The organism is Sphingomonas sp. ABOLH, assembly GCF_003951715.1.
Taxonomy (GTDB): Bacteria; Pseudomonadota; Alphaproteobacteria; order Sphingomonadales; family Sphingomonadaceae; genus Sphingomonas; species Sphingomonas hankookensis_A.
Window position 1 is genome coordinate 20,893 of record NZ_QQWV01000029.1, and the last position, 20,283, is coordinate 41,175.

Annotated in this window: 22 protein-coding genes; 6 read left to right on the forward strand and 16 right to left on the reverse strand. The window is 67.3% G+C overall.

Annotated features, from left to right (window positions below):
• Nucleotides 1–58: 58 nt before the first annotated feature.
• The 4 genes from lpdA to CA237_RS13330 all read right to left on the reverse strand — a co-directional run bounded on the left by lpdA (nucleotide 59) and on the right by CA237_RS13330 (nucleotide 3,497).
• Nucleotides 59–1,471, reverse strand: coding sequence for a dihydrolipoyl dehydrogenase (gene lpdA / locus CA237_RS13315; protein WP_066694398.1), 1,413 nt, complete (start codon nucleotides 1,469–1,471; stop codon nucleotides 59–61).
• A 66-nt stretch (nucleotides 1,472–1,537) separates the two neighbouring features.
• Nucleotides 1,538–1,930 (reverse strand): acyl-CoA thioesterase, encoded by a 393-nt coding sequence (locus CA237_RS13320; RefSeq protein WP_066694401.1) that lies wholly within the window; start codon nucleotides 1,928–1,930, stop codon nucleotides 1,538–1,540.
• The gene (locus tag CA237_RS13325; RefSeq protein ID WP_066694403.1) at nucleotides 1,920–2,138 is read right to left on the reverse strand and encodes a hypothetical protein; all 219 of its coding nucleotides are present in this window, start codon (nucleotides 2,136–2,138) and stop codon (nucleotides 1,920–1,922) included. The genes CA237_RS13320 and CA237_RS13325 overlap by 11 nt, the downstream gene beginning before the upstream one ends.
• Nucleotides 2,139–3,497 carry a pyruvate dehydrogenase complex dihydrolipoamide acetyltransferase gene (locus CA237_RS13330; RefSeq protein WP_126014360.1) on the reverse strand — a complete coding sequence of 453 codons (1,359 nt, stop codon included), beginning with the start codon at nucleotides 3,495–3,497 and terminating at the stop codon, nucleotides 2,139–2,141.
• Between the two features lie 127 nt (nucleotides 3,498–3,624).
• Between CA237_RS13330 and CA237_RS13335 the strand changes: the two genes are divergently transcribed.
• Nucleotides 3,625–4,080, forward strand: a complete 456-nt coding sequence (locus CA237_RS13335) for a universal stress protein (RefSeq protein ID WP_066694412.1) — start codon at nucleotides 3,625–3,627, stop codon at nucleotides 4,078–4,080.
• Between the two features lie 407 nt (nucleotides 4,081–4,487).
• Nucleotides 4,488–5,777 (forward strand): M20/M25/M40 family metallo-hydrolase, encoded by a 1,290-nt coding sequence (locus CA237_RS13340; RefSeq protein WP_198158629.1) that lies wholly within the window; start codon nucleotides 4,488–4,490, stop codon nucleotides 5,775–5,777.
• 48 nt (nucleotides 5,778–5,825) lie between these two features.
• On the opposite strand, the gene CA237_RS13345 is transcribed toward CA237_RS13340, so the two are convergent.
• The 4 genes from CA237_RS13345 to CA237_RS13360 all read right to left on the reverse strand — a co-directional run bounded on the left by CA237_RS13345 (nucleotide 5,826) and on the right by CA237_RS13360 (nucleotide 8,638).
• Nucleotides 5,826–6,896 carry an RcnB family protein gene (locus CA237_RS13345; RefSeq protein WP_066694414.1) on the reverse strand — a complete coding sequence of 357 codons (1,071 nt, stop codon included), beginning with the start codon at nucleotides 6,894–6,896 and terminating at the stop codon, nucleotides 5,826–5,828.
• Between the two features lie 123 nt (nucleotides 6,897–7,019).
• Nucleotides 7,020–7,502: a GAF domain-containing protein gene (locus CA237_RS13350; protein WP_066694415.1), complete on the reverse strand. Its 483-nt coding sequence runs from the start codon at nucleotides 7,500–7,502 to the stop codon at nucleotides 7,020–7,022.
• A gap of 56 nt (nucleotides 7,503–7,558) precedes the next feature.
• Complete coding sequence (gene arfB, locus CA237_RS13355) at nucleotides 7,559–7,984, reverse strand: alternative ribosome rescue aminoacyl-tRNA hydrolase ArfB (protein ID WP_066694417.1); 426 nt, start codon at nucleotides 7,982–7,984, stop codon at nucleotides 7,559–7,561.
• On the reverse strand, nucleotides 7,985–8,638 hold the full coding sequence (locus CA237_RS13360; protein ID WP_066694420.1) for an RNA pseudouridine synthase: 654 nt from the start codon (nucleotides 8,636–8,638) through the stop codon (nucleotides 7,985–7,987).
• Nucleotides 8,639–8,713: 75 nt separating this feature from the next.
• Between CA237_RS13360 and CA237_RS13365 the strand changes: the two genes are divergently transcribed.
• A complete protein-coding gene (locus CA237_RS13365; RefSeq protein ID WP_066694421.1) occupies nucleotides 8,714–9,493 on the forward strand; it encodes a M15 family metallopeptidase in 780 nt (259 codons plus the stop codon).
• A gap of 12 nt (nucleotides 9,494–9,505) precedes the next feature.
• Here CA237_RS13365 and CA237_RS13370 read toward each other — a convergent pair whose 3' ends face one another.
• Together CA237_RS13370 and CA237_RS13375 are read right to left on the reverse strand one after the other, a co-directional pair.
• Nucleotides 9,506–10,336, reverse strand: a complete 831-nt coding sequence (locus tag CA237_RS13370; RefSeq protein WP_066694422.1) for a MipA/OmpV family protein — start codon at nucleotides 10,334–10,336, stop codon at nucleotides 9,506–9,508.
• A complete protein-coding gene (locus CA237_RS13375; protein WP_084401849.1) occupies nucleotides 10,333–11,349 on the reverse strand; it encodes a glycoside hydrolase family 43 protein in 1,017 nt (338 codons plus the stop codon). The genes CA237_RS13370 and CA237_RS13375 overlap by 4 nt, the downstream gene beginning before the upstream one ends.
• 188 nt (nucleotides 11,350–11,537) lie before the next feature.
• On the opposite strand from CA237_RS13375, the gene CA237_RS13380 reads away from it, so the two are divergent.
• A complete protein-coding gene (locus tag CA237_RS13380) occupies nucleotides 11,538–12,257 on the forward strand; it encodes a Crp/Fnr family transcriptional regulator (protein WP_164523877.1) in 720 nt (239 codons plus the stop codon).
• Nucleotides 12,258–12,288: 31 nt separating this feature from the next.
• On the opposite strand, the gene wrbA is transcribed toward CA237_RS13380, so the two are convergent.
• A complete protein-coding gene (gene wrbA, locus CA237_RS13385) occupies nucleotides 12,289–12,891 on the reverse strand; it encodes an NAD(P)H:quinone oxidoreductase (RefSeq protein ID WP_066694424.1) in 603 nt (200 codons plus the stop codon).
• Between the two features lie 20 nt (nucleotides 12,892–12,911).
• Nucleotides 12,912–13,610, reverse strand: a complete 699-nt coding sequence (locus CA237_RS13390) for a pirin family protein (protein ID WP_066694426.1) — start codon at nucleotides 13,608–13,610, stop codon at nucleotides 12,912–12,914.
• A 92-nt stretch (nucleotides 13,611–13,702) separates the two neighbouring features.
• Here CA237_RS13390 and CA237_RS13395 point away from each other — a divergent pair, with 92 nt between their 5' ends.
• Both CA237_RS13395 and CA237_RS13400 read left to right on the forward strand, forming a co-directional pair.
• Nucleotides 13,703–14,605 (forward strand): LysR family transcriptional regulator, encoded by a 903-nt coding sequence (locus CA237_RS13395; RefSeq protein WP_126014364.1) that lies wholly within the window; start codon nucleotides 13,703–13,705, stop codon nucleotides 14,603–14,605.
• A 192-nt stretch (nucleotides 14,606–14,797) separates the two neighbouring features.
• A complete protein-coding gene (locus CA237_RS13400; protein ID WP_066694428.1) occupies nucleotides 14,798–15,499 on the forward strand; it encodes a response regulator transcription factor in 702 nt (233 codons plus the stop codon).
• Between the two features lie 249 nt (nucleotides 15,500–15,748).
• Here CA237_RS13400 and CA237_RS13405 read toward each other — a convergent pair whose 3' ends face one another.
• The 4 genes from CA237_RS13405 to CA237_RS13420 all read right to left on the reverse strand — a co-directional run bounded on the left by CA237_RS13405 (nucleotide 15,749) and on the right by CA237_RS13420 (nucleotide 20,200).
• On the reverse strand, nucleotides 15,749–16,420 hold the full coding sequence (locus CA237_RS13405; protein ID WP_066694429.1) for a L,D-transpeptidase family protein: 672 nt from the start codon (nucleotides 16,418–16,420) through the stop codon (nucleotides 15,749–15,751).
• Between the two features lie 105 nt (nucleotides 16,421–16,525).
• Nucleotides 16,526–18,196, reverse strand: coding sequence for an amidohydrolase (locus tag CA237_RS13410; RefSeq protein ID WP_066694431.1), 1,671 nt, complete (start codon nucleotides 18,194–18,196; stop codon nucleotides 16,526–16,528).
• On the reverse strand, nucleotides 18,193–19,059 hold the full coding sequence (locus tag CA237_RS13415) for an NAD(P)-dependent oxidoreductase (RefSeq protein ID WP_066694435.1): 867 nt from the start codon (nucleotides 19,057–19,059) through the stop codon (nucleotides 18,193–18,195). The genes CA237_RS13410 and CA237_RS13415 overlap by 4 nt, the downstream gene beginning before the upstream one ends.
• Nucleotides 19,060–19,219: 160 nt before the next feature.
• Nucleotides 19,220–20,200 carry an SDR family oxidoreductase gene (locus CA237_RS13420; protein ID WP_066694439.1) on the reverse strand — a complete coding sequence of 327 codons (981 nt, stop codon included), beginning with the start codon at nucleotides 20,198–20,200 and terminating at the stop codon, nucleotides 19,220–19,222.
• Nucleotides 20,201–20,283: the final 83 nt, after the last annotated feature.

Here is a 20,283-nt window from a genome sequence, read left to right on the forward strand (position 1 = left end):
GCGCCATGCCGCTCGGGCACGGCGCGGGTCAAGAACTATGACGGTTCGGTGACGTCCGTCAGATGTGCAGCGCGCGACCGTACGCCGCCAGCACCGACTCATGCATCGATTCGGAGATGGTCGGGTGCGCGAACACCGTTTCGGTCAGCTCCTGCTCGGTCGTCTCCAGCTGGCGGGCGACGACATAGCCCTGGATCATCTCGGTCACTTCCGCGCCGACCATGTGCGCGCCCAGCAGCTCACCGGTCTTGGCGTCGAACACCGTCTTTACGAAGCCTTCGGCCTCGCCCAGCGCGATCGCCTTGCCGTTGCCGATGAACGGGAACTTGCCGACCTTGACGCTGTAGCCCGCTTCCTTGGCCTTCGCCTCGGTGAAGCCGACGCTGGCGACCTGCGGACGCGCATAGGTGCAGCCCGGAATGTTGTTCTTGTCCATCGCGTGCGGATGGACGTCCTTGTTGCCCAGCGCCTTGGCGATGGCCTCGGCGGCGATCACGCCCTCATGGCTCGCCTTGTGCGCCAGCCACGGCGCGCCGGTCACGTCGCCGATTGCCCAGATGCCCTCGACATTGGTCTTGCCATAGCCGTCGGTCTTGATGTGGCCGCGCTCGGCTTCAATCTTCAGCGCTTCCATGCCGATATTCTCGGTATTGGGCACGATGCCGATCGCGACGATCGCATGGCTGAACTCGACCTGTTCGACCTTGCCGTCCGGCCCCTTGATCGCGGCCTTGACGCCCGCCGGAGTCGCTTCTAGCTTTTCCAGACCCGACTTGGTCTTGATCGTCATGCCCTGCTTGGTCAGCGCCTTGTGCATGAACTCGCTGACTTCGGCATCCTCGACCGGCATGATCCGGTCGAGCATCTCGACGATCGTCACGTCGGCGCCCATGTCGTTGTAGAAGCTGGCGAACTCGACGCCGATCGCGCCCGATCCGATGACCAGCAGCTTGGTCGGCATTTCCGGCGGCACCATCGCGTGGCGGTACGTCCAGATCTTGGCGCCATCGGCCTTGGCGAACGGCAGGTCGCGGGCGCGGGCGCCCGTCGCGATGATGATGTGCCTGGCTTCCAGCTCGGTCGTCTTGTCGCCCTGCTTGACGCTCAGCTTGCCCTTGGCCGTGATCGTGCCGACGCCCTCGTGCACTGCGACCTTGTTCTTCTTCATCAGCCCCTTGACGCCCGCGTTCAGCTGGCCCGCCACCTTGCGGCTGCGATCGACGACCTTCGCAAGGTCGAACGACGGCTTCTCCGCCGACAGGCCGTACTGTGCGGCATGCATCATGTAGTGATAGATTTCGGCCGAACGCAGCAGCGCCTTGGTCGGGATGCAGCCCCAGTTGAGGCAGATGCCGCCCAGCCGCTCGCGCTCGACGATCGCGACCTTTAGGCCCAGCTGGCTCGCCCGGATCGCCGCGACATAGCCGCCGGGGCCGGAACCGAGCACGATGAGGTCGTAAGATTCAGCCATCACTTTACCTTTTCGCTCGATGCTGCCCGGTCGAGCAGCCGTAATGATGTTGGGACGATCCCGGGATTACGCCTCGATCGCCCGCGGCTTGCGATCCTCGTCGATCGCCACGAACACGAACTGCGCCTCGGTCACCCGGCACGTCGCCTCGCCGAAGCGGTCGCGGCGCCACGTTTCGACCTTGATCGTCATCGACGTCCGCCCGACCTTTATCAGGTCGGCATAGACCGACAATTCGTCGCCGACCGCTACGGGCGCATGGAACTGCATCGCGTCGACGGCGATCGTCACCGCGCGCCCCTTGGCATGGCGCGCGGCGAGCAGGCCGGCGGCCATGTCCATCTGCGACATGATCCACCCGCCGAAAATGTCGCCATAGGGATTGGTGTCCGCCGGCATCGCCGTCACGCGCAGCGCGGGCTGATCGGTCGGGGGAACCGTGGAATTCTCAACGATCATCCGACAAACCCTTTGCGCGTTCCTCGGCCATAGCGCGCCGCACCTGCCGGATGCCCAGCACGATGACGATCGCCATCGCCACCCATGTCACCGTCCAGATGTCGCGCCGGCCCAGCGGATACGACCATGCCGATAGCGAACCGATCGCCCATGCCGCCGCCACCCCGGCGACGACATGCACGATTTCGGTCAGCAGCCGGGCTCGCATTTACGCGATCAGGCCGAGCGGCGACTCCACCAGCGCCTTGAACAGCTTGAGCATCTCGGCACCGTCCGCCCCGTCGATCGCGCGGTGGTCGAAGCTGCCGGTCGCGGTCATCACGGTCGCGACACCCAGCGCGTCGTCGACGATGTACGGGCGCTTCTCACCGGCACCGACCGCCAGGATCATGCCCTGCGGCGGATTGATAACCGCTTCGAACTGCTTGATGCCGAACATGCCCATATTGCTGAGCGACGCGGTGCCGCCCTGATATTCCTCGGGCTTCAGCTTGTTCTCCTTGGCGCGGCCGGCCAGGTCCTTCATCTCGGTGCTGATCTTCGCCACGCCCTTGTTGGCGGCATCGCGGATGATCGGGGTGATGAGGCCGGTCGGCGTCGACACCGCCACCGACACGTCGGCGCGGGCATACTGCACCATTTCGTTGCCGAGGAAGGTGACGTTGCACTTCGGGCTGTTTTCCAGCGCGACGCCCAGCGCCTTGATGAGCAGGTCGTTGACCGACAGCTTCACGCCACGCGCGTCGAGCGACTTGTTCAGGTCGCCGCGCAGCTTGAGCAGCGCATCCAGACGGACATCGACCGTCAGATAGATGTGCGGCACCTGCTGCTTCGATTCGGTCAGGCGACGCGCGATCGTCTTGCGGATGTTCGACAGCTTCTCGACCGTGTGCGGGATCGAATCGTCGAACCACACCGCCGCCGGCTTGGGCACTTCCGCTGCCGGAGCAGGGGCAGCCGCCGCGCTTGGTGCCGGAGCGGCCGCTTCGGCCTTCGGCGCGCTTGCGGCACTTGGCTTCGCGTTCTCGACATCGGCCTTGACGATCCGGCCGTTCGGGCCGCTGCCGGCGATACCCGACAGTTCCAGCCCCTTGTCGGCGGCGATGCGACGCGCCAGCGGGCTGGCCTTCACGCGGCCGCCATCGCCTTGGGCAGCGCCGGCACCGGCCGGGCGGCCGTGATCCGACGTACCGGCCGGGGCCGGCGCGGCTTCGCTGCCGGTCTTGTTCGGGTCGGTCGCATCGGGCTTGCCCTTGAACTGGTCGTCGGCAGGCTCGGGCGTTTCCGCCTTCTTCGGCGCGGCATCGATCGCCGACGCATCCTCGCCCTCTTCCAGCAGGATAGCGATGACCGCACCGACCTTCACATTGTCGGTCCCTTCGGCGACCAGCACCTTGCCGATCGTGCCTTCATCGACGGCTTCGAATTCCATCGTCGCCTTGTCGGTTTCGATTTCCGCCATGATGTCGCCGGACTTGACGGTATCACCGTCCTTCACCAGCCATTTGGCCAGCGTCCCCTCTTCCATCGTGGGGGACAGGGCGGGCATCTTGATCTCGATCGGCATGGGGCAGAATGGTCCTCTCAGGCTCGTCGCGCCTCTTCGCCGCCGGAGCCGTCCCGGTCAAGCCCCGGCACGACCTTGCGTCGCCGCCACGAACCGGCGCATGAACCGTAGCGTCAGGGGAAGATGCATGCGGACATATCTGGTGGTGGTCGACGAAAGTCCCGAAAGCGCGGTCGCGTTGCGCTTCGCCGCGCGCCGTGCGGTCAAGACCAATGGCGGGGTCGAGGTGCTGGCGCTGGTCGAGCCGCAGGAATTCGCCCCCTGGGGCGGGGTACAGGCGACGATCGAGGAGGAAGCGAAGGAACGCGCCGAAGCGCTGGTCCAGGCGGCGGCGGGCACGCTGATCGCCGAATCCGGCCTGCAACCGCATCTGACGGTGAAGATCGGCGACGGCCCGCGAATCGTGCGCGAGATGATCGCCGCCAATCCGCAGATCGCCGCACTGGTGCTGGGCGCCGCCGCGACCGGATCGCCCGGCCCGCTCGTTACCCATTTCGCCGGCACCGATGCCGGTGCGCTCCCCGTGCCGCTGATGGTCATTCCCGGCAGCCTCGACCGCGCCGGGATCGACCGGCTGAGCTGATTCGCCATCACGGTCAGCCATGGTTCAGGCCGCTGCGATAAAGCGACGTTGGGAAGTACCGGGCGGGGGAGAGCAGCGATTCGCGCTCGATCCCCCGCGGGCTGCTGCTGTTCGCCGGGTGTCCGGCACATCCTCTCTTATAATTCAGCGCAGCGCTGGTGGACGTCCGTTAGCGCGGCTCGGGCACAAAAAAAAGGGCCGGCGAACCGACCCTTGAAAAGTTTTAGGAGAGGATGCCTGAAAGGCACAGTCGTTGTGCACCGCAACCGTTCCGTTAGCAATTGCAAAAAACGAAACCAAACATTTAGTTTCTGCATCAAACCCACCGGGTAACTAGGTTTTAGCCGGATATGGGTATCACGCGAAACCGGTTGAGCAGGGTGTCGGAACGCGGCATCCTCCCGCCCATGCGCTCGATGTTGCTTCTGCCCGCCCTGTTCCTCGCCACCGCTGCCGGTGCGCGCGATACCCCCCGCCCCGACCGGCTACGTGCCGACGTCGCGACCCTGGTCGGGTTCGGCACGCGCCATACCGCGTCCGATCCCGACCATCCGACGCGCGGCATCGGCGCGGCGCGACGCTGGTTCGCCAACGAACTGACCCGAATCGGTGCCGGCTGCGGCAACTGCATCACTGTCGCCAACATCGCGCGCGGCTTCACCGGCCCGCGCGCGCCACAGGGCGTCAATGTCGTCGACGTTCTCGGCTTTCAGCAGGGGCGCGATCCCAAACGCGTCGTCATCGTGATGGGCCATATCGACAGCCGCGTCAGCGACGTGATGGATGCGACCAGCGACGCGCCCGGCGCCAATGACGACGCGTCGGGCGTCGCGCTGGTGCTGGAAACCGCGCGCATCCTGTCGAAGGAAAAGTTCGACGCGACGATCGTCTATGCCGCGCTGTCGGGTGAGGAACAGGGATTGTGGGGCGCCCAGCTGCTCGCCGATACCGCGAAGGAGCGCGGCTGGACGGTGTCCGCCGTGCTCAACAACGATATCGTCGGCAACACGATCGGCCAGGACGGGCGCAAGGTCGCCGACCGCGTCCGCGTCTTTTCCGAAGGCATCCGCGCGTCTGAATCGATCGAGCAGCAGATCGCCCGCCGCGCCGCCGGCGGTGAGGATGACGGCCCGTCGCGCGCGCTGGCCAAGACGATCGATGCGGTCGCGACCACGATCCCCGGCGGCCTCGACGTGTTTCTCGATCGTCGCCCCGATCGGTTCGGGCGCGGGGGCGACCACGAACCGTTCCTGAAGCTCGGCTATCCTGCGATCCGCTTCTCGGTCGGGGTCGAGAATTACGACGCCCAGCATCAGGATCTGCGCCGCGACGGCAAGCGCGTCTATGGCGACACGATCGACCGGATGGATTTCCCCTATCTGGCCAAGGTGACGGCGATCAATGCCGCGACCATCGCCCGTCTCGCGGCCGCTCCGGCTGCCCCCGCCAGCGTGTCGATCGAAGGGGCGCTGGCGACGGATACGACGGTCCGCTGGGCGCCGGTGGCGACTGCAGCCGGCTATCGCATCCGCTGGCGGCGAAACGACGCGCAGGACTGGACCGACCGTCGCGACGTCACCGGCACGGAAGCGGTGCTGAACGGCGTCATCGTCGACGACCATTTCGTCGCCGTCTCGGCCCTGTCGCCATCGGGCGCGGAGAGCATCCCGACCTTCGCCGGCCGCGCCCCGCATTAACCCTCATCCGGCCCCATTCGGTTCGAAGCGTCTGTCGAGAACCTGGCCCTACCGCCGCAACGTCTTCGACCGGACCACCCGCCGGGGAGCACGACGCACCGTCTCGTAGGTGACGACTTCCTCGGTCGTGGTCGTCGTCACCGGCGCGTTCTGGACCGTAACCGTCGTCACGGTGCGCGGCGGATAATAATAACCGTTGGCGATGTAACCGCCCGGCCCCTCGGTGGTGGTTGTCGTGGTATAGCTGCGCGCGACCGGCGGTGCGCCGACATGTCGCTCGACATAGCCACCGCGCGAACGCGGGCCGATCGGCTGCACTTCCTCGCGCATCGGCCCGAACACGACCGGCGGCGGGGCATCGTCATAATAGCCGTCGTCCGGCGCGATCGGCACATCGTCCCCCGGCAGCGGATAGTCGGCGCCATAGCCAGGCTGAACCGGCGGCGGCGGCGGCGGCCCACGCCGATCCTCCGCCCGGTCGATCGCGGTCCCGGCCAGCGCGCCGACCCCGGCGCCCAGCACCGTCCCGCCCAGCCGGTTGCCGCGGCCGGCGATGACATTGCCCGCCACCGCGCCGACCGCGCCGCCGATCACCGCACCGCCCACGCCGTTATCCCGCCGTGCAACCGGCGGCGGCGGCGGCAGATCGCCCTCGCCAACATAGCGGTCATAGGCGCGATCGTCGCGGACATAGCGCCCAGTATCGCGCGCATCCCAATCGATGCCGCTGCGATAATCGAACACCCGCCCGTCGCGATCGGCCAGCACCGCATCGTCATAATAGCGATACCAGCCATAGCCCGGCTGCGGGCGGCTCAGCCCATAGGTCGGCCAGTCCTGAATGAAGAAGCTAGGCGCCACCCAGTAGCGCGGCAGGATCCACCCACGCACCGGTGTGCGATACGCCGCCCAGCCGCCCGGCGCATAATGGCCGCCATACCAGCGCCCGCGCACATTGCCGCCCCAGCGCGGCCCGGGCAGGTTCACCCGCGGCTGTCCCGGATAGAGCGCCGGCCGCCCCGGCCGCGCTTCGGGTGCCTGGCCGAGGCGCGGCTGCGCCTGCGCAACCCCGGTCGAGGCAAGGATCGCCGCAAGGGCGGCAAGGGTCGGCGTTCGCATCGTCCGGTCGGCTCCCTCATGCGCGGACGTACCGCGCGGATATGGTTGCCGAAAGCTTACCACGCGCGGCGGTTCCCGGCCAATCCGGCGCTTGCCGGACCGACCGTCCCGCACCGGGGCAGATCAGCCGATCCGCGGCGCCAGCACGCGCACCAGCGCCTCGCATCCCGCCTGGTCGCCGGCATCGAACCGGCCGGGCAGCGGGCTGTCGAGATCGAGCACCCCGATCAGCCGCCCGCCGTCGACGATCGGCACGACCAGCTCGCTGCGGCTGTCGGCATCGCAGGCGATGTGCCCTGGAAAGGCATGGACATCGGCGACCAGCTGCGTCGTCCGCGTTGCCGCCGCCGTACCGCACACCCCGCGCCCCACCGCGATGCGGATGCACGCCGCCTTGCCCTGAAATGGCCCCAGCACCAGCTCGTCACCGACTAGGCGGTAGAAGCCTGCCCAGTTCAGATCGGGCAGATATTGCATCAGCAACGCCGAGGCATTGGCCATGTTCGCGACGGCGTCGCGCTCGTCCGCCGTCAGCGCATCGAGCGCGGACAGAAGATCGCGGTACAGGTCGCCCTTGGCGCCGGTGGAGATATCGAACTGGTACATGGGGGCTATGTAGCGCCGGCGTGGCCCCACACAATCCTCCCCGGTACGGGGAGGATTCAGTCCATCCGTACCTTACCCCGCCCCGCCTTCACCTGCGACCGCCCCTTCTTCGCGTCCACCCGCCGCACCTGCGATGCCATGGTCGGCTTGGTCGCGCGGCGCTTCTTGGGCACGATCGTCGCCTCGCGGATCAGTTCGAACAGCCGCTCGCGCACCTCGCGCCGGTTCATCTCCTGCGACCGCGACGCATCGGCGCGCAGCGTCAGCACGCCCTCCTTGGTCAGCCGCGACCCCGCCAGCACCGCCAACCGATGCTTGACCGCGTCCGGCAGCCCCGGCGAAGCGACCACGTCGAAGCGCAGCAGCACCGCGCTGTCGGTCGTGTTGACATGCTGCCCGCCCGGCCCCGACGCGCGGGTGAAGCTTTCGACCAGTTCGCCGCTGTCGATCGAAATCGACCGGGTGATCGGGATGCGCGGCACCTACGCCTCGTCGAACCCCGCCGCGACGAAGCTGCGCGGCCATGGCGCGGTCACATCGATCGCCGGCTTGTTGTCGCGCGGGACCATCAGCCCGATGGCGTGCAGCAGCATGCCGTGCCGCCCGCCCCGGCCATAGACCGGATCGCCCGCCACCGGACAGCCCAGCCCTTCGGCCATGTGCACGCGGATCTGGTGCGTCCGGCCGGTTTCGGGGAACAGCGCGACCAACGCGCGGTCACCGACCGTGCGCAGCACCCGCCAGTTCGTCCGCGCCGGCTTGCCCTTCGCATCGCCGACCATGCGCCATCCGGTCTCGGCCGTGCTGACCTTGGCCAGCGCCAGGTCGATCTCGCCCGATTCCCCGGCGGGAATGCCGTCAAGGATCGCCAGATAGCGCTTCGTCACCCGTCCCTGTTCGAACGCCTGCTGGAACCGGGCATGCGCCTTGGGATTGCGTGCAAGCAGCAGGCACCCGCTGGTATCGCGGTCCAGCCGGTGCACCGGCGTCGGTTCGCGTTGAAAGGTGAAGCGCAGCTCGTCGGCCCGCGCGACGATGCTGGGCGAACCGTCGCGCGGGGGATCGACCGGCAGGCCGGCGGGTTTGTCGAGGACGATCGCTTCGCCGTCGATGAACAGGACCAGGTCGTCAAGCATTCCGCTCCCTTGCCATCGTTGTCGACGCCATGCCAGTGCGCATGGGCTGCACCGCCGACCCAGCCGGAGACTTTTGTGCGCCGAACCGCCCTCGCCCGCCTTCTGCCGCCGCTCTGCATCCTCGCCTCCTGCGCGCCGACCACCGCGCCGGCGCCGCCGGTTCCCGTCCCGACGCCCGCCCCCTCGCCGGTCGCGCCTCCCCGGATCGTCACCCTGCCCCCCGCCGGGCCGACCGGTCCCGTCGAACTTTGCGAGCGCGGCACGGTGCAGCGGACCGCCGATGGCCGGTTGTTCAACCATTTCCCCTATCCCGACATGCCGGCAACCGCGCTGATCGACGCGCCGACGACGCTGGGCGGTTCGTGCAAGGTCCATCCCGCGATGGCCGACGATCTCGCCCGCCTGCTCGCCGCCGCCGATGCCGATCCCGCCATCGCCGGCACGCTGCGCGCCGTCTCCTGCCATCGGTCCGAAGCGTTGCAGCGCCAGACCTTTTGCGGCGGCATCGGCGCGAACGGATCGGGCAGCTTTGCCGAGCGTGCCTGGGCCTCGGCACCCCCGGGGCATAGCGAGCATTCGACCGGCTATGTCATCGACTTCGGCACCAGCACCGCCCCCGCCTGCAACGCCGAAGCCTGTTTCGCCGCCACGCCCGCCGGACGCTGGCTGCGCGCCAACGCCGCCCGCTTCGGCTTTGAAATGTCGTTCCCGGCGGGCAACAGGCAGCAGGTGAAGTGGGAACCGTGGCACTGGCGCTGGGTCGGCACGACGGCGAGCGCAGCCGGCGCGCCGCCCGCCCGCTCGATCTTCCTTCAGGCCCGCACCCGCTTCCCCGCCGACCCGAAGGTCGATTAGGGCGGATCCACCCTACAGGGTCAACCGATAGCCATAGCCGATGCCGATCGTCGCCTGGACCCGCCGCCCGCGTTGCTCGATCAGCGGCGACTGTCCTGCCTTAATGCCCAGATAATCGACCCCACCGAAGACGGTGACGGCGCTGTTGCGATCGATCGGCCGGATCGCGCTGCCACCGATCCCGACCGACGCCAGCCCGCCACCGGGCCGATACCGCGCCAGCCCGGTGCGCAGCGACTGTCCCGCGTCGATCCCGAAATAGGTCCGCAGATAATCGCCCGTGGCGAACGTCGCGCGCGGTCCCAGCGACCCGGCGATCCGCCCCGCCCGCCACGTCCGCGCGACCGAAACGTCGGCGACCGCCGCGTCATGCCCGCCAAAGCCCTGCCGCCCCTCACCCCGAACCCGCCATGCGCCCAGCCGCTTCTCGATAAAGCCGCCCGCCTCGCCGGCGACACCGACATCGCCCAGCCCGCGCAGCACGTCGCTGCCCCCGGTCAGCTGGAACGGCGATCCGCGCCCATCCTCGTCGCGCCCGAAGCGAATTTTCACCAGCGGCCCGGCCCGCCATCCGTCACGACGCAGCAGGTTCAACCCCACCCCGTCCGGCACAGACGCGAAGAAGACGTCTCGATAATGGACCCGCAGGTCGGGAAACAGCGACAGCGCCATGTCGCGCGATCCCTGCCATGCCGGGCTCAGCACCGGTGCCGCACCGACCGTGATGCTCCAACCATCGGGCGCCCCGCCCGCTCGCCCGGCAGCCGGCCCGCCGCTCTGCGCCAGCGCCGGAGTCGCGACAACCGCCAACACACCGATCCCGACCGAAAGCCGCATCGTCATTTTCCCCTCGCGCCCGCCGCGCTGCGCGGGGCCGTCACTCCGGCCTCGGTCTGGACCACCGGCTGCATCGTGCCGTCTGCGTTATAATGCAGCCGCTCGACCGTCACCGCCCGCCGCCCGATCGCGCCGTTCAGGTCGCCGATCGCCAGCGTCGCATTGTGCAGGAACAGATACCAGTCGCCCTTATACTCCACGATCCCCGGATGGATGGTGAAGCTGTATTTGCCCGATCCGGTCAGCTCGCCGCGATAGGTCCACGGCCCCTTGATCGACGGCGCGGTGGCATAGGACACACGCTCGTCGCGATGCTTCGACCGGTCGAGCGAGGCATAGGTCAGGTAATAGGTGCCCTTGCGCTCATGCAGCCACGGCCCCTCCTCGAAATGCGGCGGGGTGATCTCGGTGATCGGTCCGTCGATCTCGATCATGTTCGGCTTCAGCTTCGCGATATAGCATTGCCGGTTGCCCCATGCGATCCACGTCGTCCCATCCTTGTCGGTGAACACGGTCGGGTCGATGTCTTCCCAGCTATGCGTTCCCTTCGGCGTCATCTGGTTGGTGATCAGCGCCGCCCCCTTGGCATCGACGAACGGCCCGGTCGGCTTGTCGGCAACGGCGACCGCGATCGCCTTGCCCGGATGCGTGTCGTCATGCTCGACCGCAGCGTAGAACCAATACTTGCCGTTCTTGAAGACCGCCTGGCTCGCCCAGGCATCGGCCTTCGCCCATTTGAAATCGGCCACCTTCATGATCGGTCCGTGATCGGTCCAATGGCGCATGTCGGTGGTCGAATAGACCAGCCATTCGCGCATGTTGAACATCTGGTCCCGCTCGGCCTGGTCATGCCCGACATACAGGTACAGCCGGTCGCCGACGACCAGCGGAGCGGGATCGGCGGTGAACTTGTCGCGGATGATCGGGTTGCTGCCCGGCACCGGCGCTGGCCGCTCCTGTGCCCCCGCCATCGTCGCCGCCGCGATCGTCAACGCACCCCATAACGCCATGCCGCGCATCGCTCTCTCCCATCATCGTTCTTTGCCACGATGATAACCGATAGCGCTAACAATCCAAGCCATGCACCACCGGTCCCGTTACCGGACCGCTTCACGGCACCGGCGGAACCAAGCGACATCCGCAATCTTGGTTAGGTTGGTACGCCATGGACAAACCAGCCGCCGGCCGATCTCGGCAGGAGGAACCCATGTCGAACACGCTAACGACCAAATTGACGAGTTTTTCCGACCTGTCGGCCGAAGAAGCCGCAGCGCTGGATGCAGTCTGCAACGACACTTTCACCGTCAAGGGACGCGACCTGATCCGCGTGGGCGACCGCCCCGAACAGGTGTTCCTCGTGCTTAACGGCTGGGCCTGCCGCTACAAGGACCTGCCCGATGGCAAGCGGCAGATCCTCGCCTATCTGATCCCCGGCGACCTGTGCGACCCGCACATCTTCATCTTCGAACAGATGGACCATTCGATCCGCGCCATCGGCGAAGCCCGCGTCGCGGCCATCCCGAAACAGGTGATCCTCGACCTGACCGAACGCTATCCGGCGCTCGCCCGGGGCCTCTGGTGGTCGGCACTCGTGGACGAAGCGGTCTCGCGCGAATGGCTGGTCAATGTCGCCCAGCGCGATCCCTACACGCGCATGGCGCATCTGTTCTGCGAAATCTGGCTGCGCATGTGCCAGGTGAAGCTCACCACCGGCGGCACGTTCGACCTGCCGCTGACCCAGGAGCAGTTGGGCGACACGCTCGGCATCACGCCGGTGCACGTCAACCGCGTGTTGCAACGCCTGCGCGCCGAAGGGCTGGTGACCACCCGCGACCGGCGGATGACGATCCACGACGTCGACGCGCTGAAGGCCGCCGCCGAATTCGACCCGCGCTACCTGCACCTCGACGCCCGGGCGGCGGCGTGACGGGGCGACCTCCCGGCCGCCCCGCCATCGCTTATCCGAAGACCTTGGTCGCCAGTTCGGCGATCCGCTTGCCCTGATGCCGCGCACCGCCCAGCTCGATCTCGGTCGGCTGACGGCTGCCGTCGCCGCCGGCGATGGTCGACGCGCCGTACGGCGTGCTGCCGTTCACTTCGTCCAGCCCGGTATGGCCTTCATAGGCGTAATCGAGGCCGACGATCGTCATCCCGTGATGCATCAGGTTGGTAATGATCGAGAACAGCGTCGTTTCCTGCCCGCCATGCTGCGTCGCGGTCGAGGTGAAGGCGCCGCCGATCTTGTTGACCAGCCCGCCCTTGGCCCACACGCCGCCGGTCGTGTCCCAGAACGCCGCCATCTGGCTCGACATCCGGCCATAGCGGGTGCCGGTGCCGACGATGATCGCGTCGTAGTTCGTCAGCTCGTTGGGATCGGTCAGCTCGGCATGATGGTCCGCGACGACGAAGCCCGCCGACTTGGCGACCTCCTCCGGCGCGGTTTCCTTGACGCGGCGGACGTCGACGTCCGCACCCGCCGACCGCGCACCCTCGGCGACCGCATCGGCCATCTTGGCGATATGGCCATAGGACGAATAATACAGGACCAGGACCTTCGACATGTTCAGATGCTCCCTTCGGCTTATTCGGAATCGACCAGGACGATTTCGGCGTCCTCGGTCGCGGTGATGGTGACGGTCTGCCCGCCGGAAAGTGCGGCCCCGTCGCGCGCCTGAAAGGCGACGCCGTCGATGGTGATCGCGCCGGTCGCGGCGACGAGATAGGCGTGACGCCCGTCCCCCACGCTATGTTCCACGCTTTCGCCAGCCTTCAACGTCGCGCCCAGCACCCGTGCCTCCGCCCGGATACGCAACGCATCGCCGTCTTCATCGAACCCGCTTGCCAGAGTAACAAACTTGCCCGACCGCTCGCCCTTGGGAAACGGCTTGGCCCCCCATGACGGCGCGCCGCCCTTCTGGCGCGGCTCGATCCAGATCTGGAAGATGCGGGTCGTTTCCGGCTCCAGATTATATTCGGCGTGGCGTACGCCGGTGCCGGCGCTCATCACCTGCACATCGCCTGCGGCCGTGCGGCCCTTGTTCCCCATCGAATCCTGATGGGTGATCGCGCCGGAGCGGACATAGGTGATGATTTCCATGTCCTTGTGCGGGTGCGGCGGGAAGCCGCTGTTCGCGGCGATCTCGTCGTCGTTCCACACCCGGATCGCGCCCCAGCCCATGCGGGCGGGGTCGTAATAATTGGCGAAGCTGAAATGGTGGCGGGCGTTCAGCCATCCGTGGTCGGCATGGCCCAGGCTGGTGAAGTCACGTTTGTCGATCATGGTCGATCTCCTTGCTTGACCCCCAAGATAAGCGCGGCGATCATACCGTAAATGGAAACGTCGGAAACCGATCGTTTCGCAGCGGAGGATATATGCGGCTCCCCGATTTCGAAGCCTGGGCGATGTTCGCCTGCGTTGTCGAGCACCGCTCGTTCAGCGCCGCCGCCCAGTCGATCGGCGTATCGAAGGCGACGGTGTCGAAGGCGGTCGCGCGGCTTGAGCTGTCGCTAGGCACCACCCTGTTCCACCGCACCTCGCGCCGCCTGACACTGACCGATGCCGGCCAGTCGCTCGCCGAACGGGCCGCCCGCATCCTCGCCGAGGCGCAGGCGGCGGAGGAACAGGCGCGCGACGCCGCCGCTGCGCCCACCGGCCTGGTCAAGGTCGCCGCGCCCATGTCGTTCGGCCTCGCCCATATCGCGCCCGCGATCGCCGACTTCCTCAAACTCCATCCCGGTGTCGAGATCGACCTGACCCTGTCCGATGCGAAGGTCGACATCGTCGCCGAAGGGATCGACGTCGCGCTGCGCATCGCCGACCTGCACGACAGCACGCTGCGCGCCCGCCGCCTCGCCCCCGTCGCGATCAGGATCGTCGCGGCCCCCTCCTATTGGGACGCGCGCGGCCGTCCGGCGCACCCGGCCGATCTCGGCGACCATGACTGTTTCGGCTATACCAACCTGCCGAACGCGATCTGGCATTTCCGGCGGGGCACGGAGGAAGTGTCGGTCCGCCCGGCCGGCCCGCTCGCCACCAACAATGGCGAGGCGATGCTCCCCGCATTGTGCGCCGGCCTCGGCGTTGCGCGACTGCCGGACTTCCTGGTCGATGCCGATATCGCCGCGGGCAAGCTGGAAGCGGTGCTGGCCGACTGGGCCGGCGACGGTGTGGCGCTGCACCTCCTCACCCCGCCCGGCACGCTGCGTCCGGCACGCGTCGAGTCGCTGATCGAGTATCTGTCCGATCGCTTTCGCCGGTCCTGCAATCCGCGTTAATTTTCCTAAACCTTGTCCGGCAACGGCCGTTTAGCCTTCCAGAACCCTTCATTCCGCTTAACCAACGGAATTTACGAAGTGTTTTCGATTAGGAAGAAATTAACCTTTTGCCTTCATAGGTCTTTACGTTAATGTTTTTGCTGCGCGCCGGTCAGGGACGATAGCGCGCCGCGAAACGGGGGAACCAAGCCGATGCGCGTGCTGTTGATCGAGGACGAGCCGACGACCGCCAAGGCGATCGAGCTCATGCTGACGACCGAGGGTTTCAATATCTACACGACCGATCTGGGCGAAGAAGGCCTCGATCTGGGCAAGCTGTACGATTACGACATCATCCTGCTCGACCTGAACCTGCCCGACATGCACGGCTATGACGTGCTAAAGAAGTTGCGGGTGGCGCGGGTGCAGACGCCGGTCCTGATCCTGTCGGGCATCGACGAGATGGATTCGAAGGTCCGCTCGTTCGGCTTCGGTGCCGACGATTATGTGACCAAGCCGTTCCACCGCGAGGAACTGATCGCGCGCATCCACGCGGTCGTCCGCCGCTCGAAGGGCCATTCGCAGTCGGTGATCCGCACCGGCAAGCTCTCGGTGAACCTCGATGCCAAGACGGTCGACGTCGACGGCGCGCGCGTCCACCTGACGGGCAAGGAATATGCGATGCTCGAGCTGCTGTCGCTGCGCAAGGGCACCACGCTGACCAAGGAAATGTTCCTCAACCATCTCTATGGCGGGATGGACGAACCGGAACTCAAGATCATCGACGTCTTCATCTGCAAGCTGCGCAAGAAGCTCAGCATGGCCTGCGAAGGCGACAATTATATCGAGACGGTCTGGGGCCGCGGCTATGTGCTGCGCGAACCGGACGAAATGGCCGAAGCGGCGGTCGCGTAACGCGGCCACGCACCCCCGGTCTCCCACTCCGTTCGGTTCGAGCAGCTTCGAGCTTGTCGAGAAGCGTCCGTCGAGAACGCCCAGTTTAGGGCACCGTCTTCTCGACCTCGGTTCTCGACAAGCTCGAACCAAACGGACCTGCACGAGACGGTAATCCAACCTCTACAGTATCCCCGCGCAGGCGGGGATCCAGGGTCATCAGGCGATACCCTTTTCGGCGCTGGATTCCCGATACGACTACCAAGAAAATCAGGCGGTAATCGCCCCACCCATCCCCAACCTCTTGCCGTTGGTGATGATCACCCGATCCCCCAGCTTCGCTGCCCCGAACAGCTTCCGCGCGAACGCGGTCGGCACGCCGATGCAGCCATGAGTCGCCGCCCCCTCCTGCACATCGCTGCCATGGATCGAAATGCCGTCATTGGTCAGCCGCAGCATATAGGGCATCGGCGCGCCATAGAGGTTGCTGACATGGTCGGCATCCTTCTCGGTAATCTTGAGCGCGCCCAGCGGCGTCGGTTTCCAGTCCGCGCCGTACAGCACCACCGCCGCACCGATTTCATAGCCGTTGCGAAACACCGACAGCGTCTGCGCATCGAGGTCGATCGTGATGACCAGCGGGCCCTTCGATGGCGCACCATCCTCGTCCCACACCCAGCGGCCATGGGTGAACGGCCCCTCGATATCCAGCACGCGGCGGACGACCATCGCCTCGGGCGCTGGCGTCGACACGGCGATGGGTGTGGCGACCGGAGCGGGCGCGGCCACCGGCACCGAAGCGGCCTTGGCTACCGGCTTGACCGGCGCGACGGCGGGCACCGGCCGCTCGACACCCAACAGCATCGCCGCCCCGCCCGCCGTGGCACCGACCACACCGACCAGCAACGCCAGCCCCAATCCGGTTCGCAACGAAGCGCGCATCGTCCCTCCTGTCGCCCGTATGTAGGGCAAACGGCACAAGCGTACACCCCGGCGAAACCCGCCGTATCAGGATGGCACATTAATCCTCCCCAGCACGGGGAGAATTTACCGCCCGGTCGCCTTCGGCTCCTCCTTCAGCGGCCAGGCCTTGTACCCGCCGACCCACGTTTCGATAACCCGCGTCGCGCGCAGTTCGGCCGGCGTCGCCGCCACCGGATCGCGATCGACCACGATGAAGTCCGCCTTCTGCCCCGGCAGCAGCGACCCGAACTTCTGTTCGGCGAAACCGGCAAACGCCGCGTCCTGCGTGAACGCCTTCCACGCCTGTTCGCGCGTGACCTTTTCTTCCGGGCGCCAGCCGCCCGGCGGCTGCCCGTTGGGGTCCTCGCGGGTGAACGCCGCCGCCCAGCCGACGAACGGGTTCGGGCTTTCGACCGGATAGTCCGACCCGAACGCCAGCCGCCCGCCGTCGCGCAGGACGGTCGCCCACGCATAGGCCCCGGTCAGCCGCGCCGGCCCCAGCCGCGCCTCGGCCATCATCCGGTCGCCGGTGGCGTGCACCGGCTGCATCGACGCGATGATGCCATTCTTCCCCAGACGCGGCAGGTCGGCGGGGTCGAGCACCTGCGCATGTTCGATCCGCCAGCGCCGGTCGTCCTTGTACGACGATGCCAGCTCGTCGATCGCGTCCAGCACCTGCCGGTTCGCCCGGTCGCCGATCGCATGGATCGCGAACTGGAACCCGTCCATCGTGCCCCGGCTCAACAGGTTGAGCAGCGTCGTATCGTTGATGAACGAAAGCCCGGTCTGCTTCGGCGCATCGCTATAGGGTGCCTTCAGCCACGCGCCGCGCGACCCCAGCGCGCCATCGGCGTACAGCTTGATCCCGCCCATGCGCAGCCGGTCGCCGTACAACCACGGCGTCGGCCCGGCCCCGGCGATGGTCAGCGCGGTGTCGAGGCCCGCGCCATAGCTCATGATCCGCACCCGCAGCTGGCCGATATCGCCCATCCGCCGGAACACCAGCCAGTCGTCGACCGACGTGCCCATGTCCGCCGTCGCGGTGATGCCGGTCGACAGCAACAGCTCCTGCGCCTTCAGGAACGCGGCGTTGCGTTCGCGCGGGGACGGCTTGGGCCTGGCCGCGTCGAACAGGCTGGCGGCGCTGTCGACGAACACCCCCGAAGGCTGTCCGTTCGGCAGCAATTCGATCCGCCCACCCGCCGGCGCGACCGTCCTGGCGGTGATCCCCGCCGCCTTCATCGCCGCGCTGTTCGCCCACACCGCATGGCCGTCGGCACGTTCGAGCAGCACCGGCTTGTCCCCCGCCGCCGCGTCCAGTTCGGCCGCAGTCGGAAAGCGCCCCAGCCCCCACGCCTCCTGGTTCCAGCCGCCGCCCAGGATCCACTGGCGATTGCCGTTGCTGCGCGCATAGGACTGGATCGCCGCCTGCGCATCCGCCAGCGACCGCGTGTTCGACAGGTCGAGTTCCAGCGCCCGATAGCCCAGCGACATGACATGGCCATGCGCATCGATCATGCCCGGCATCACGATCCGCCCACCCATGTCGCTGCGCCAGTCGAGCTTTTTCGGCGCCTTCTCGCCCTTGGGCACCAGCCGCACGACCTTGCCGTCCTTGTCGACCAGGATGCCGCCGAAGCGCACCACCTGGCCCCGCGAATCCAGCGCCACGCCGTTGACGTTGTCCACCAGCCCATCGGCCTGCGCGGTTCCCGCCAGCAGCAGCGCGGCGACGGTGAGTACCGACCGGATCACTTGGCGATCCTCCGCACCAGCGCGCTCGTATCCTGTCGTCCGCCACCCATCGCCTGTACCTCGGCATAGAATTGATCGATCAGCGCGGTCACCGGCAGCGTCGCGCCATTGCGCCGCGATTCGTCGAGCGCGAGGCCCAGGTCCTTGCGCATCCAGTCGATCGCAAAGCCGAAATCGAACTCTTGCCTAGCCATGGTCGGCCAGCGATTGACCATCTGCCAGCTCTGCGCCGCGCCGCCCGACACCGCCTCCAACACCTTGTCGAGGTCGAGGCCCGCGCCTTGCGCGAACCGCAATGCCTCCGACAGCCCGCCCAGCACGCCGGCGATGCAAATCTGGTTGACCATCTTGGTCGTCTGCCCCGCGCCCGCCTCGCCGACATGGACAATCCGCTGGGCATAGGCGGTCATCAACGGCTCGGCCGCCGCGAACGCCTCGGCGCTACCGCCGCACATGATCGACAGCTTGCCATTCTCGGCACCCGCCTGCCCGCCCGACACCGGCGCGTCGAGCACCAGCAGCCCCTTGGCCTTGCCGGCCTCGGCCAGTTCGCGCGCGATCGCCGCCGACACGGTGGTATGGTCGGCGAACAAAGCGCCTTCGCGCAACGTCCCGAACACCCCGTCGCTGCCCAACGTCACCTGCCGCAGGTCGTTATCATTGCCGACACAGGCGAACACCGCATCCGCCCCGTCCGCCGCGGCCGCCGGCGTATCGCCGACCGTCCCGCCATGCTTGCCGGCCCACGCCTCCGCCTTCGCGCGCGTGCGGTTATAGACGGTGACCTGATGGCCGGCGGAAACGAGGTGGCCGGCCATGGGTGCGCCCATGACGCCGGTGCCGATGAATGCGAGTTTTGCCATGGGGCAGCGGTCTATGGCGTTACGAAGGCGCGGGGAAGTGTCCATTTCCTACCCTCACTCGCCACCCCGGGCTTGACCCGGGGTCCCGCTTCTTCTTCTGACTGGGTAGGAAGCGGGACCCCGGATCAAGTCCGGGGTGACGAACAAGATACGGTCCTCCTTACGCCGGCTGTCCACCGCCCCCCGTCGCCCCGAAAATCTGCCCGGTCGAAAAGCTGATCGCCGGATCGGCCGCCGCGACATACAGTCCGGCGATCTCTGCCGGCTGTCCCGGCCGCCCCAGCGGCGAGCTACCGCCGAAGCTCTGCAATTTCTCGGGCGTCGCCCCGCCACTGACCTGCAACGGCGTCCAGAACGGTCCCGGTGCAACCGCGTTGACGCGAATACCTTTGGACGCCAGCTGCTTGGCCATCGCTTTAGTGAAGTTCAGCACCGCCGCGCGGGTCAGCGCATAATCCACGATGTCCGGCGACGGATCGCCCGCCTGCTCGGACGAGGTATTCACGATCACCGCGCCCGGCCGCATGATCGCCGCCGCCGCCTTGGTCAGCCAGAACGGCGCATAGACGTTGGTCTTCATCGTATCGTCGAAGTCCTGCGAACTGATCGACGCGATATCCGGCCGGGTCTGCTGCCGCGCGGCATTGTTGACCAGGATATCCAGCCCGCCCAGCTGCGTCGCCGCCTGCTGCACCAGTTTGCGGCAGAAGCCTTCGTCGCGCAGGTCGCCGGGGATCGCCACCGCCTTGCGCCCTGCCTCGCGGATCAGCGCAACGACCTCGCGCGCGTCCGGCTCCTCGGCGGGCAGATAGTTGATCGCGACGTCGGCGCCTTCGCGGGCATAGGCGATGGCGGCGGCACGGCCGATGCCGCTGTCGCCCCCGGTGATCAGCGCGCGCTTGCCCGCCAATCGCCCCGAACCCTTGTAGCTCTGTTCGCCATGGTCGGGCCGGGGCGTCATCTTGGACGCAAGGCCCGGCCAGGGCTGGCGCTGTACCGGAAAGGGCGGCTTGGGATGCGCGGCGGCGGCCGGGCTGGTGGGGGCAGCGGCCCCGCCATTCTGCGCGGCGGCGGGCACGGCGGCGGCGACCCCGGCAAGGGCGGCTCCCGTCACGAAAGTGCGGCGATCGGTATCGGTCATGGGGTTCGGCTTTCCGGCTTGGGGGTGTTTGAACAGAAGCCTGCCCGGCCCCATGGGTTCCCCTCTTGGTACAAATCGGCTAC